This is a genomic window from Thiovibrio frasassiensis (assembly GCF_029607905.1).
Lineage (GTDB): Bacteria > Desulfobacterota > Desulfobulbia > Desulfobulbales > Desulfurivibrionaceae > Thiovibrio > Thiovibrio frasassiensis.
Window position 1 is genome coordinate 1,606,002 of sequence record NZ_JAPHEH010000001.1, and the last position, 13,255, is coordinate 1,619,256.

The 13,255-nt window shown below is 42.7% G+C and carries 14 protein-coding genes; all 14 read left to right on the forward strand.

Features of this window, described 5'->3' with window-relative positions; all coding sequences use genetic code 11:
• Positions 1–342 precede the first annotated feature (342 nt).
• The 14 genes from OLX77_RS07645 (at position 343) to OLX77_RS07710 (ending at position 13,234) form a co-directional block, all read left to right on the forward strand.
• Entirely contained in the window at positions 343–1,143 is an 801-nt protein-coding gene (locus tag OLX77_RS07645; protein WP_307633000.1) for an FkbM family methyltransferase, read from the forward strand.
• 66 nt (positions 1,144–1,209) lie between these two features.
• Positions 1,210–1,755: a class I SAM-dependent methyltransferase gene (locus OLX77_RS07650; RefSeq protein WP_307633001.1), complete on the forward strand. Its 546-nt coding sequence runs from the start codon at positions 1,210–1,212 to the stop codon at positions 1,753–1,755.
• Positions 1,756–1,813: 58 nt separating this feature from the next.
• Positions 1,814–2,722, forward strand: coding sequence for an FkbM family methyltransferase (locus OLX77_RS07655; protein WP_307633002.1), 909 nt, complete (start codon positions 1,814–1,816; stop codon positions 2,720–2,722).
• A gap of 63 nt (positions 2,723–2,785) precedes the next feature.
• Positions 2,786–3,439 (forward strand): FkbM family methyltransferase, encoded by a 654-nt coding sequence (locus OLX77_RS07660; protein ID WP_307633003.1) that lies wholly within the window; start codon positions 2,786–2,788, stop codon positions 3,437–3,439.
• 45 nt (positions 3,440–3,484) lie between these two features.
• Positions 3,485–4,366, forward strand: coding sequence for an alpha-1,2-fucosyltransferase (locus tag OLX77_RS07665; RefSeq protein ID WP_307633004.1), 882 nt, complete (start codon positions 3,485–3,487; stop codon positions 4,364–4,366).
• Between the two features lie 37 nt (positions 4,367–4,403).
• Positions 4,404–5,447, forward strand: coding sequence for a hypothetical protein (locus tag OLX77_RS07670; protein WP_307633005.1), 1,044 nt, complete (start codon positions 4,404–4,406; stop codon positions 5,445–5,447).
• Entirely contained in the window at positions 5,444–6,547 is a 1,104-nt protein-coding gene (locus tag OLX77_RS07675) for a glycosyltransferase family 10 domain-containing protein (RefSeq protein ID WP_307633006.1), read from the forward strand. The genes OLX77_RS07670 and OLX77_RS07675 overlap by 4 nt, the downstream gene beginning before the upstream one ends.
• A gap of 31 nt (positions 6,548–6,578) precedes the next feature.
• Positions 6,579–7,517 (forward strand): NAD-dependent epimerase/dehydratase family protein, encoded by a 939-nt coding sequence (locus OLX77_RS07680; protein ID WP_307633007.1) that lies wholly within the window; start codon positions 6,579–6,581, stop codon positions 7,515–7,517.
• The gene (locus OLX77_RS07685) at positions 7,510–8,574 is read left to right on the forward strand and encodes a glycosyltransferase family 2 protein (RefSeq protein WP_307633008.1); all 1,065 of its coding nucleotides are present in this window, start codon (positions 7,510–7,512) and stop codon (positions 8,572–8,574) included. Before OLX77_RS07680 ends, OLX77_RS07685 begins: the two co-directional genes overlap by 8 nt.
• Before the next feature lie 127 nt (positions 8,575–8,701).
• Positions 8,702–9,991, forward strand: coding sequence for a lipopolysaccharide biosynthesis protein (locus OLX77_RS07690; RefSeq protein ID WP_307633009.1), 1,290 nt, complete (start codon positions 8,702–8,704; stop codon positions 9,989–9,991).
• Positions 9,988–10,821 carry an FkbM family methyltransferase gene (locus OLX77_RS07695; protein WP_307633010.1) on the forward strand — a complete coding sequence of 278 codons (834 nt, stop codon included), beginning with the start codon at positions 9,988–9,990 and terminating at the stop codon, positions 10,819–10,821. The genes OLX77_RS07690 and OLX77_RS07695 overlap by 4 nt, the downstream gene beginning before the upstream one ends.
• Positions 10,784–11,512 (forward strand): FkbM family methyltransferase, encoded by a 729-nt coding sequence (locus OLX77_RS07700; protein WP_307633011.1) that lies wholly within the window; start codon positions 10,784–10,786, stop codon positions 11,510–11,512. The genes OLX77_RS07695 and OLX77_RS07700 overlap by 38 nt, the downstream gene beginning before the upstream one ends.
• Before the next feature lie 110 nt (positions 11,513–11,622).
• A complete protein-coding gene (locus OLX77_RS07705) occupies positions 11,623–12,471 on the forward strand; it encodes a glycosyltransferase family 2 protein (protein ID WP_307633012.1) in 849 nt (282 codons plus the stop codon).
• 52 nt (positions 12,472–12,523) lie between these two features.
• Complete coding sequence (locus OLX77_RS07710) at positions 12,524–13,234, forward strand: class I SAM-dependent methyltransferase (protein WP_307633013.1); 711 nt, start codon at positions 12,524–12,526, stop codon at positions 13,232–13,234.
• Positions 13,235–13,255: the final 21 nt, after the last annotated feature.

Genomic DNA, 13,255 nt, shown 5'->3' on the forward strand with positions numbered 1-13,255 from the left:
TGATGGAAACCGTCAGTTGTATGTTTATAGTAAGACATAGTTTTGCCAATATTGAGTGTTGGGGTCACAATGGCGGGTGATGATGCATTTGGATAAATATTTCAGTTATTGTGTTTCCATAGTGTCACTATTCATGGCGATGTCGTTGAGGTAACAGATGTGCCAGTAGATTGTCTGGTGCTGGAAGACGCAACAATTAATTGAGAAATTGGAGAAATGTGAAAAAAAGGTTGCAAAAAAACAGATAAAGAAACTATTGGTATGCTTAGAGTTAGTTACTAGGCCATTTGATTTTTTGAATGATAGTGGCAATTGATAATTAAAAATTAAGGCAATCAGCATATGACTTACTATAGCCAACACGGTGAAGATATCATCCTCGGCGAGATGTTAAAAGACTATCAAGTTGGTTTTTTTGTTGAAGTTGGATGTATAGATGGAAAACGATTTAGCAACACTCTGACATTTGAAGAGAAAGGATGGAAAGGGATTTGTGTAGAAGCTCATGCTGGGTATATTGATCTCTTGAAAATAAATCGTCCCAATAGTGTGATTTGTCATCATGCAGCTGGTGAAATTGATGAAGATACTGTTTTTTATGCGAACGCCCGAGGTAGTCTTTCGACGTTGGATAAAACCAAAGAAAAGGAATGGAAAAAAGGATATAATGAGTATTTTTCTGGGTTTGAGGAGCAGAAAGTTAATAAGGTTCGATTAAGTAGTCTATTTGACCGACTTGGAATTACGAAAATAGATCTCCTTTCCTTGGACATAGAAGGGTATGAAATTGAAGCACTTAAGGGCCTTGACTTGTCAAGGCATAGACCCGCGATTATGGTAATTGAGACAGATGGATTATGCCATGAAGCTAAATTGGATTTTATTCTAATTTCATCGGGGTATCACAAGGCGATGAAATTTGGCGGGAATATTTTTTACGTGACAGATATCGCACTCTCGCAACATATTGCAGGAAAAGTCTTGAAGGGTGTGATTACCCATACGCAACATCCTTTGGATGGCACTGGGGAGCATTGCATCCCCGTAGAAATTAAAGTCTCCGAATTAGGAACAAACATTATCGCCGCTTGTGTACTTTTTCTTTGTAAATTTTTAATCAATATTGGATTATTCAGGATATGAATTTACAGTCAATATTTACTTTTAATAGTTTGTCGAAATTCTCCCCGACATCTCTCTGGAGAAAGAATGAAATTACATCTTGGTTGCGGTAAGAGGCATATACATGGTTTTGTCCACATTGATGTTGTCGACTATCCGCATGTCGATCATGTTTCTTCCATAGATAGTTTGCCTTTTATCCCGGATAATAGCGTTGATTTGATTTACAACTGTCACGTTCTGGAGCATTTTAAGCGCCGCGATGTTGAGCGTGTTTTGCAAGAGTGGTATCGTGTCCTGAGGCCAGGTGGAGTATTGCGCATTTCTGTCCCAGATTTTGCTAAGCTATGTGAAGTGTATCAGCTTTACGGTAAGATCGATTTAGTAATCGGAGCATTGTTCGGGCGACAGGATTATCTATACAACATTCATTACAATGTGTTCGATTTTCCTTACTTGGCCGATGTGTTGCAAAAAACGGGATTTGGTCATGTGCATCATTATGATTGGAGGCAAACCGAGCATGCTGATATAGATGATTTCTCTCAGGCTTATATCCCACATATGGATAAAGAACACGGTACCCTCATTAGCTTGAATGTGGAATGTAAGAAAATGCAGACTGTTATTTGATTATTCTTAAGTGCAAGAAGCCCGGTATGAATTTTACCGAGTATGTGGGAGAGATACCGTGATAAGCAGCCCTGTTTCAAAAGTTGATAAATTCGCTACATTTGCCAATAATGAGTACTCTCAATTTGGAGAGGATGGGATTATCAAAAAAATACTTGAATATCTTCCAAACAAAAATAATTGGTGCGTTGAGTTTGGGGCTTGGGATGGTATTCATCTGTCAAATACTTTTAGTCTTATTAAAAACAACGGATATCAATCTGTCTTGATAGAGGCAGATAAAAATAAGTTTGAAGAACTCAAGAAAAACCTTATGGGCTTCAACGCAGTATTGGTCAATAAGTTTGTTATGTTTGAAGGGCGTAATACGCTCGATAATATTTTGAGTAAAACCAAAATACCCGATGATTTTGATTTTTTATCTATAGATATTGATGGAAACGACTACTATATCCTGGATTCTCTAGTTCGGTATAAACCAAAAGTTATTTGTATTGAATACAATCCAACGATTCCCAATGAGGTAAGTTACATACAACCTAAGGATTTTAATATTAAGCGAGGTTCTAGCGCCCTAGCTATATTGAATTTAGCCATTTCAAAGGGATACTTGCTTGCCGCCACAACTAAATGCAATCTGATCTTAGTGGACTCCCAATATTGGCCATATCTTAATATGGAAAAAGGGAGGCTCGATGAGTTGCGTGATGATTCTGCAATAAAAGTGTTTGCGTTTTCCGGGTATGACGGTAGCATTTTCTTGTCAAAACCTCTTGATTTGTGTTGGCATAATTTAAGAGTAAGCGAAGACGAGTTGCAGTTTTTCCCTGTTTTTTTAAGGAGATTTAGTTCAGACTATACAGCCTTACAAAAATTTTTATTCTTAGTTTTTTTGTGGGTGAAGCGACCTGTAATTTTTATTGAACGATTGAGGAAGAAATTTATTTGTTTGTTTACTGCAAGTTAAATATTAGATATCTATTTTATGTCCTCATTACATAAAAAACCAGTGAAGAATTTGGTTCTTCGTATGGCCAATAAAATCGTTTATTTATATAAGCTTTATGTTTTGCGAGATTCGTTCCTCGTTAGTGTAAAGAAATGGTTTAAAGATTTTGGCTACAACACATTTCAGCTTGATTATCCACTTGATAGTAAGAGTGTTGTTTTGGATGTGGGTGGTTATGTCGGTGATTATGCGGGAGCTATCCACCAGAAATATGGTTGTCGAGTGTATGTGTTTGAGCCTGTTCCAGCATTTTACAGAGAGTGTGTTGATCGGTTTAGTAATAATCCATCGATTATTTGTTTGAATTATGGCTTGTCATCAAACTCTGGTTGGTTTGAAATGGGCTTGGATAATAATGCCTCCAGTTTCAAAAGAATCGAGGCTGGAGATGAAACACAGCTTGCCCAGGTACGTTCTGTCACAGAAGTTTTTGCTGATCTGGGTCTTGGAAAGATTGATTTGATTAAAATGAATATAGAAGGTGGTGAATTTGATTTATTGCCTGCAATGATTGATTCTGGCTTGATCAAGCAGGTCAGATATATTCAAATCCAATTTCACAATTTTTTTGAGGGTGCCGTCGAAGATCGTTTGTGTATCCGCAAATTACTAGAGAAAACGCACCGCCAAATGTGGAACTACGAATTTGTCTGGGAAAGTTGGGAATTACTTTAGTTTCATTTTCCCGCTTTTTGGCGTAATGCGAAAGGTGGAAATACGTTGATTATTCTGCGTCTCAGCGGCGGGCTTGGCAATCAAATGTTCCAGTATGCTTTTGGGCGAGCTACGTCAAGGCATCTGGGTGTCGAGATGCTGCTGGAGGTGTCGGATCCAACATTATCGATTCATAATGGTTTCGAGTTGGACCGGGTGTTCAATATAGATGTTCGAATTGCCACTGAATCCGATATGCGAGCTGTTCTCGGTTGGCAACGATTAGATGTTGTTCGAAAAATTATAAAAAAAATTGGCCTTGCATCCTTTTTTCTAAACCGTTGCATTGTCGAACCCCATTTTTATTATTCTCACGCGATGCGTCATGTCCCAGATGGAACCTTTCTTTGTGGATACTGGCAGAGCGAAAAATATTTCGCTGACGAATCAGAATGTATTCGCGATGAATTCAGGTTTCGTGAGCCGCCTTCAGGGGTGAATAAAGAACTGGTGCAGGAGATTGCTGCCTCGAACGGCGCTGCAATTAGCCTGCATGTCAGGCGCGGTGACTACGTGCATAATCAGGCTGTGAGCCAAGTGCATGGTAGTTGTTCGTTGGCGTATTACCGTGCGGCGATACAACGTGTGCTTGAACAAGTGCAAAACCCGTTTTTTTATGTTTTTTCCGACGATATTGAGTGGGTGCGCACCCATTTGGAAATGCCTTTCCCTCACAGATTTATTGCGCATAATCGCGACAAATTAAGTTGTGAAGACATGCGTCTGATGAGTTTGTGCCAGCATCACATAATCGCGAACAGTTCTTTTAGCTGGTGGGGTGCATGGCTGAATCCTGCCCCTGAAAAGATCGTCGTAGCACCAAAAAACTGGTTCGCTGATGAATGTCGCCCCCATGATTTATTTCCCTGGGGATGGGTGGTTTTGTAGCCAAGAGCAAAGCACGGCCCAGTCTAGAGGATATTAATTGGAAAACAAAAATCACATGATCGACGCCATTCACATTGGCGATTACAAAACTGGCACTTCATGGCTTCAGTGCCACTCCTTTCAACAGCATCCTGAATTAGTGTATGTTGATTGGCCGTCTACATATCCTGAAATTGCGAAACTTTTCTATGAACTTGTTGGTGCTCGCGACCTGGATTTTGACTCAATCGGTTTGCGTGATCGGTTCAAGGCAGAGATCGACAAAATTGATCGCGCTGGGCGAAAGCTTATTGTTTCGAGAGAAGCTTTATGTGGTGAATTTGTCTCTGGTGAGCATGCCAGAAGGATTGCTGAACGATTGTTTCAGGTCTTTGGGCCAACTAAAATAGTGCTAGTAATTCGTGAGCAATTTTCGATGTTGGCGTCAATATACAGTCAATATGTCAAAATTGGTGGAACACTATCGCTCCGAGATTTTATTTGGGATCCTTTGGAAGCCAGAAATCTCATTGCCCGTCTCCAGTATGAAAAGCAGATTCAGGCCTATGTTGAAATATATGGCACAGAAAATGTCTCGGTCAGGTTATTCGATGAATTGCGGCATGACAAGATACGTTTCCTGAAGGAGATTTTTTCATTTATCGGCTGTCAGGATGTTGACTTCCTCCCTGTGGAAGCCGGTTTAACCAACCCGAGCCTTACAACAATAGGCGTGACATGTCAGAAGGTACTGAATCGTTTCGTTAGAACACACAACAACCCCAGTGCTAATGTATTACCATTGGATAAACTAGTGGCCCTGTTGCTGTCTTCCCGGCAGAAGGAGAGTTTGCTGAAAAGTGCTATGGTTCAATTACCATGGGCATCTGTTCAAGAGAATCCCCGGCCCTATCTGCTTTATGCCATCAATATGGCGCTGAACCTGAGATTTTCTGAGTGGTGCGAGTCGATCCGGCTTGGGAGGAAGATTGAGATTCCCGGGGATGTGCGCGAGCGTCTTCACGCCGTATTTGTTCCGGGAAACCGGATGTTGGTCAGCCGCTATGGCTTGAATCTTGAAAAGTATGGATGGGTGTTATGACTCATGTGGCAGTAATTGCTCACGGCAATCTGCAAGCCGATCGGCTTTTTGATCCAGCTGCCACCCGCGATAATATTCTCGAGCGTTTTTATGTACTAAGGGAAACCCTCCAGTCAGCCGACATGGTTTGCCGAACTGCAGATATGTTTGAGCCGCGTGTGATTGATGTGTTAATTTTTCACGACATTCTGCATGAATTGGGCGTGATACTGAAAACTATAAAAGCAAACCCTTTTGTGCAACTGATCTATGTGCCAAACGAACCGGTTTTTGTTACGCCATTGCATGACGAAAGAATTCTTCCGCTGCTTCCGGTGGATGTTGTGTTGACATGGAATGATAATATCGCCGGTAAGTTTTTGCATGTTATTAAATGCAACATAGGACAACCTGTGATCAAAAAAGCGCAAATTCCTTCTCTTCCATTCTCTGAAAAAAAATTTATTTGTAGTATTTTTGCCAATAAGCCATCAGCCGCGCCCGGTTCTCTTTTTGGGGAACGTATCTACGCTGTCGATTTTTTTAGCAGGCAACCAACCGGGATTGATTTGTATGGAATCGGTTGGGAAATATCAGCTTTTCCATTTGTCCATTTGGCCTATAGGGGGCAATGCGAAAACAAAAAAGATGTGCAACAACAATACAAGTTTTCTATTGCTTACGAAAATGTCGTAAATTTGCCGGGCCTGATCACGGAGAAAATTTTCGACTGTTTTGCTGCGGGAACTGTTCCTGTTTATCTTGGCGCCCCCAATATAGAGGATTATATCCCGGCGTCATGTTTCATTGATTTACGGCGTTTTGTGGATTATGCGCAGCTCTATAAATATCTAGTAAGTATGTCCGAGAGTGAATATCAAAAATATCTCGATGCGGCTAAAGTGTTCATCGATGGTCCGCAGTACCGCCTGTTCACCTCGACGAACTATGTAGAAATTCTGGTGGAGCAGGTGAAGGCGTTGGCTGCCCGGAAAACCGGCGCCAGATCGATTGCCAGAATGAAGTGGCAACTGTTCAGGTTGATTGCTGGGCGCTTGCAAGTACTGAGAAACTGGAGGCGCTATAAACATTTTGTGACCGCAATGGTGTTTGTGTGGTGATTGAACGCAAAATAAAAGCCATAGGATGTGAATGAATATCAACACCACTCTAGTCATTGGTGGCGCAGGGTATATAGGCGCACACCTGGTCCCCCAATTGCTTGCAACAGGTCGGCAGGTGACTGTGCTTGGGAGGAGGACGCACCCTTTACACGAACTGCCGCCTGATACCGTTTATGTGGCTGGTGATTTTTCTCAGCGGGATCTGATTGGCAGACTACTCGACACTCATGAGGAAGTGATCCATCTAGCTTATGCCACGGTTCCCAATACCTCTTTCGAAAACCCGCTAGCGGACTTGTTGCAAAACCTACCTCCAACGGAAGAGCTGTTTTCTGAGGTGGCCGTCAGGGGGCGGAAACTACTGCTTGTCTCGTCGGGTGGGACTGTCTATGGTGAGGCAAACAATCTTCCCATCCGAGAAGATCATCCCACTAAACCTATCTCTCCTTACGGCGTTACCAAGCTCACTTTGGAGAACTATGCGTATCTTTATGCCGTAACGCATGGATTAAAGTACATTTGTGTCCGGCCCGGCAATGCTTATGGTATGGGGCAGCAGCCATTCGTTGGTCAGGGATTTGTTTCTACCGCCATCGCCTCCGTGTTGCGTCGGCAACCCATAAAAATATTTGGTCAAACAGGAACAGTGCGTGATTATATTTATGTCAGCGATCTGGCATCCGGGATTGTAAGTGCTTTAGATAGGGGGCGTCTTTCGGAGACCTATAATATCGGCTCGGGGATAGGGCGTTCCAATACGGATATCATCCAAGCCCTGATTCCACTGATGCAGGAGATCGGGGTGAACGTGCAAATGGAGCATTTGCCAGAGCGTGCTTTCGATGTGAAAAGCAATATCCTTGATTCGACAAAGTTATTCGAGCATACAGGGTGGAGGCCCGTTCACGAATTTGACGAGGGACTGCGGTGTACGCTGGAATGGTTGAGGCAACTGCTGAATGAATAATCCGGCAGAGGATCACGTCGCTGATGCGCATGTGCCGTCGATTTCAGTGGTTTTGCCGGTTTATAACGGTGAGCAATATCTTGCTGAGGCGATTGATTCGATTCTGGCGCAATCATTCACCGATTTTGAATTGATCATGATTGATGATGGCTCGACGGATGGGTCTTTGGAAATTATGCAGCAATATCAGAAGCGAGATGCACGGATACGACTGGTCGCGCGTGAAAACAGAAATTTGGCAACCACACTCAATGACTTGATAGGCCTTGCGCGCGGCAAATGGATCGCACGCATGGATCAGGATGACATCTCTCTACCATTTCGCTTTGAACGTCAAATGGCTTGGCTTGAGAAAACTGGTGCGGATATTTGCGGTAGTTGGGTGAGGTTTTTTGGTTCCTGGGATCATCGTGTCTGGAAAGGATATCAAACTGATCAGGCAATAAAAATGGATATGTTGTTTAGGTCACCATTTGTCCATCCGTCCGTGATGATGCGTACAGATTCAGTCATGCGATTGCAATATGATAAAAAGTATGAGAAAGCTGAAGACTATAACTTATGGGTACAGGCTGCAATATCTGGATGGAAAATGTCTAATATCCCAGAAGTTTTGTTTTTGTATCGGAAGCACGTTTCTCAGATTTCAATAAAGTCAGCGGAAATACAGAAAAAACTTGGAGAAGATATTCAGAGAAAATATTGGGATTCATTATCTGAATACTATGGGCTGGGATCAGTTGGTGCTGAAGAAATTTTGAACCTGGCTAATGCACGTGAGAAAACAGACATGAGCGGTGTTGAAGATATATTTAAAAAACTCTTGCGACAGAATGTTGGGGAAGCAAGGAGGGCGATTATGGATAATGCGGCCAGGCTATATTCCAGAAGTGTACCTGATTGTCTGGGTGTAGGAGCCAGATGGAGACGGTTGAATCGCCTATTTGGGTCTGGCATCGCAATAGGTATGTCTTTGAGGCTATGGCTGATTTGTTTTTTTCGAATTCGCCATGATGGGGCGCTGCATAACGCGTTAAGGAGATTTATTTTTCGCTAACAAATTTCATGTTTTAAGCCTTCTGCGAGCACACAACGCCATGCTATTCGTAAGTATCACACGTACTGAACCTTTGTGTTTCACAAGACCATATTTAACGTCACAACAAATAATAGAAGACTGATTAATGGTTCCCTCGAAAGTAATTGCTCGATTGCGGCCCCATGCCGCTCGAGCGTCGTGGGCTGTCGCCGAGCAAGCCGTCAGTCCTTTGCTGATGACCGCCCTGACACCTTATTTGTTAAAACAATTAGGTGTAGATCAATTTGGTCTTTGGATGTTGGTGATGGCTATTGTCGGTATGGGGCAACTCACATCGTTAGGTGCTGGAACAGCAACTATTAAACATGTCTCTGCAGATCTGGAAAATGGACTGGTCGAGGATGCAGTGGCTACGATCCGTGCGGCGGTTACTATCGTGGTGTTGGGTGGTGGTTTTGTGACTCTGGTGGCTGCGGCTACAGCCCCTCTTATTGCTCAGATATTCTTTGCGAAAATGGGGTCTTTTGCCATTGTGTCGCAGCTGCTTGTCCTTGGGATGGTATTAATGCTTATACAGGAATTAGATAATGTATTCTCCAGTGCACTGCGTGGGGCGCAACGTTTCGACCTGTCAGCTAAGATTGAATTTTTCACACGAATCGTATGGGCCGTGGGTGTGGGCTTGTTGGCATGGCACTATCGATCCGTTGTTGCTGTCCTGAGCGGGATATTGTTACTTTCTGTGATCAAGGCGGGGTTTAAGGCGCACCAAGTTAATCGGTTGTTATCTGTCTCTATTTGTCATAAGCTTTCTTTGGATCTGCTTTATCTCAAGCGCGTGGTAACTTTTGGGAAATGGCAATGGGTTCAAAGTTTCGGCGGGATGCTTTTTTCGGTAGCTGATCGGCTCCTTATTGGCGCGGTATTTGGCGCAACAGATTTGGCTAGGTACAGTATTTGTTCGCAGTTAGCACAGTATGTGCATGCAATCCCTGCTGTGGCGATGCAAGTAATTTTCCCTTGGTTAAGTGCAAAAAAAGAAAAGGGTGAATCGATTCAGCGACTCCCTTTATGCAAATATGCTTTATATGCAGGGGGGGGATGTTTTTTGCTTTCTGTTGTTTTGTTCATCTCAGCGCCAGTATTGCTAAAAGTCTGGCTAGGCGAGAAGTTCTATGTTGACAATATCGAGCTAGCATTAATTTTGATTTCAGCATACGGAATTCTTGCTTTTAATGTGCCAGTGCACTATTTCTTAATGGGTTTAGGGGAAATAAGATTTCTTAGCGTAACTAATTTAGTGGCTGGACTAGTATCGGTTTCGGCATCATTAATTTTAGCACCGCTTGGATTAATATGGTTTTCTGCATCTAAATTATTATTTGGCCCGATTATTTTAATTAATTTTTTTAAGGTAAAGAAAGAATCGAAATGAGAAATTTAGTATCGCGCCTTAGATTTGAGATGTACCGTTTTTGGTATAAGCATATTAAAAATTCTGTAGTACAAACAGAATATATGAATTGTAAAATTCTTGTTAGAGCGAATGAAGATGTCGGTCTGCAGATATTAGTTGGAAACTATGAGAAAAATGATCTCCTGTATTTGCTTTCAATGATACGAGATGGAGATACTTTTTTTGATATAGGCGCAAATATTGGGCTGTTTAGCCTTTTGGTAGCAAAAAAAAATTGTACGGTTAAAGTTCATTCTTTCGAGCCTATTCCGATTAATTCTTGTCTTTTTAAGGCATCATTATGTCTGAATGAAATAGAATCCGTTAATTTGAATCAGTGTTGTGTCGGAGATTTTGTCGGTGACATCGAGTTTTCATTGGCAAGCGACAGCGCATATTCTTCTATTCATGACACTGGTCGTTTTCCTGAGATTAAAAAAATTAAGGCAAAAATAACAACGTTGGATGAATATTTGAAAATGAATGATTTGACGCGTATAGATATCATGAAAATCGATGTTGAGGGAGCAGAGAAGCTTGTCTTGGATGGTGCGAGAAATATTTTATCAAATAATTTGGTAAAACCTCGTTTAGTTCTTATGGAGCTTTTCGATAAAAATTTTGATCTATTTGGCACATCTATAGATGATGTAGTAAATGTAATGAAGTTATATAAATATAAAGCTTTTGTTATTGATGGTAATGATAAATCTGTTTTTTGCCCAAGGCACTACAATAAAATTTATAACGTTTTTTTTGAGTTGGAGGGAAATGATGGTGTCAAAAAGAATTATGAAAGACATCTTTAGGCGTCTAGGGTTAGAAGTACACAGATACACCGCATCTGTGTCGCCAACTGCTCAGATAGTTTCCTCTCTACATAAATTTGGGATTGATTTGATTTTGGACGTTGGCGCCAATCAAGGTCAGTTTGCTTCGGAAATACGGGGTGGCGGTTATAGGGGCAATATCATTTCATTTGAGCCTCTTTCTGAAGCCCATAGTGTTTTGCGACGAGTAAGTCAAAGAGATGCAAAATGGTATGTTCATCCGAGATGTGCATTGGGTGATTATAACGGTGAGGTAAATATCAATATCGCGGGTAATTCTGTGAGCAGTTCCATTTTACCTATGCTTGACGCTCATCAGCGTGCTGCTCCCGCGTCAATCTACCAAGGAAGGGAGGTTGTCCCTCTACAGACTCTAGATGCTGTTTCAGGTGATTATTTAGTCAATGCGCACAAGTCTTTTTTGAAGATAGATACGCAAGGTTTTGAGTGGCAAGTTTTAGATGGTGCCCGAGACACATTGCCATATATTCGAGGGGTTCTTTTGGAGCTTTCCCTGGTGCCATTGTACGAAGGCCAGCATTTGTGGAGAGAAATTATCGATCGCCTTGAAACTGAAGGTTTTGTCCTTTGGTCGTTACTGCCTGGTTTTACCGACCCTGTTGATGGACAGACACTTCAGGTCGATGCTGTTTTTTATCGACAGCCATAAGTTTTGAGTGAACATTCCTGCTGCTGGGAGGCATAGCCCCGAAACAGAAGTTGGCTCTCAGTGCGTTAGGCTCTACTTCTGGCATTATTTAAAAATGGGGAGACTACCTTGTGAGTGATAAATCGCCGCCTTTAATCTCCATTATAGTTGCCGTTTTTAACGGGGTAGATGCATTGCAACAATGTATCGACAGTGTTGCAACGCAAACTTATCTCAACAAGGAGCTGATTGTCATTGATGGGGGGTCTGAAGACGGGACTGTCGCTATTATTGAAGCAAGTCGCGAGAAGATAGACTATTGGGTTTCTGAGGTAGATGGGGGGGTATACAACGCTTGGAATAAGGGCCTGTCGAAGGCGAAAGGCGAGTGGATTTGTTTTCTTGGTGCAGACGATTATTTGTTGGGCACTGAAGTGTTGGCGCAGATAAGTGCGCGTTTGGAAAAAATTCCTCAAAGCATTCGCGTGGTCTATGCGCAAATCATGTTGCTCAGTGCCGGTGGGGAAGCTCTTTTCCCTGTCGGAGAGCCTTGGGAGAAAATGAAGGTACGCTTCAGGCAGGGCTTGTGCTTGCCACATCAAGGAGTGATGCACCGGCGTAGTTTGTTTGAACAGAATGGAAAATTTGATGAGTCATTCCGTATCGGAGGTGATTACGAGCTAATGTTGCGTGAGCTTAAGACTGCCAATGCAGTGTTTATTCCTGACATCATTCCAACCGCGATGCGCCAAGGCGGACTCAGTAGCAATCCCTCAAGTTCTATCCAGGCAATGCGTGATGTCAGGCGAGCGCAGAAGATGCATGGCCAATATTTTCCTGGTTTTTTTTGGTTGATGGCAATGATGAGAGTTTATGTGCGGTTGGTGTTATGGGATTCGATTGGCGAGAGACCAACCAGGAAGATTTTTGACTTGGGCAGGCGCATTAAGGGGTTGCCACCGTACTGGACAAGGATATAATTGTTCGATGGTAGCTTCGTTCATAAGTCGTTAATCAAAGGAATTAACAAAGATGGCTCACCCAACCTTGCAGTACCTTACCCGGGAATATTTTGAGCACAACCCCACTTGGGATTTGGCAGACACCCCATGGAAGGCACGTATCGTTGCCGCTGCCCTTACTCGAAATGGAATACAACCTTCTTCGGTTTGTGAAGTGGGTTGTGGGTCTGGTGGGTGTCTGGCTGAACTACGCACCATCTATCCAGAAGCGGAGCTGAGTGGGTTTGATATTGCCCCGGATGCGGCCGCATTCTGGCTTCAGTATGACGGACTAAATATCCATTTTGAGGTGGGGGACGCGCTGCGAGAATCTTCGCTCAAGTGTGATGTGTTGCTCATGTTGGACGTCGTTGAACATCTGGCTGATCCACATGACTTTTTAGAAAGACTGCTTGGTAAAGCAAACTTTTACATCTTTCATATTCCGCTTGATTTGTCTGCATTCAGTGTATATCGGGAAGCGCCTCTGTTGTATGTTCGCAATAAAGTTGGTCATATACATTATTTTACTAAAGAGCTGGCTCTATCATTGCTGAGAGAGTGTGGTTATGAAATTGTTGATGCTGCGTATACGCAAGCTGCATTTACAGCACCCTCTCATGGGTGGAAAACACTAATTGCTAAGCCGCTGAGGCGAATAATCTATGCCCTGTTTGGTAAGGATCGTGGCGTGAGGCTGATCGGGGGGGAAACGCTGATTGTCGTTGCCCAGAAGAGATAGCCTGAATTAGATCACTTTAGG

Bases quoted from the DNA above. Each gene is read 5' to 3' on its own strand.
- OLX77_RS07645 (WP_307633000.1), top strand. From the start codon at position 343: ATGACTTACTATAGCCAACACGGTGAAGATATCATCCTCGGCGAGATG.
- OLX77_RS07650 (WP_307633001.1), top strand. From the start codon at position 1,210: ATGAAATTACATCTTGGTTGCGGTAAGAGGCATATACATGGTTTTGTC.
- OLX77_RS07660 (WP_307633003.1), top strand. From the start codon at position 2,786: ATGGCCAATAAAATCGTTTATTTATATAAGCTTTATGTTTTGCGAGAT.
- OLX77_RS07675 (WP_307633006.1), top strand. From the start codon at position 5,444: ATGACTCATGTGGCAGTAATTGCTCACGGCAATCTGCAAGCCGATCGG.
- OLX77_RS07680 (WP_307633007.1), top strand. From the start codon at position 6,579: ATGAATATCAACACCACTCTAGTCATTGGTGGCGCAGGGTATATAGGC.
- OLX77_RS07685 (WP_307633008.1), top strand. From the start codon at position 7,510: ATGAATAATCCGGCAGAGGATCACGTCGCTGATGCGCATGTGCCGTCG.
- OLX77_RS07690 (WP_307633009.1), top strand. From the start codon at position 8,702: ATGGTTCCCTCGAAAGTAATTGCTCGATTGCGGCCCCATGCCGCTCGA.
- OLX77_RS07695 (WP_307633010.1), top strand. From the start codon at position 9,988: ATGAGAAATTTAGTATCGCGCCTTAGATTTGAGATGTACCGTTTTTGG.
- OLX77_RS07700 (WP_307633011.1), top strand. From the start codon at position 10,784: ATGATGGTGTCAAAAAGAATTATGAAAGACATCTTTAGGCGTCTAGGG.
- OLX77_RS07710 (WP_307633013.1), top strand. From the start codon at position 12,524: ATGGCTCACCCAACCTTGCAGTACCTTACCCGGGAATATTTTGAGCAC.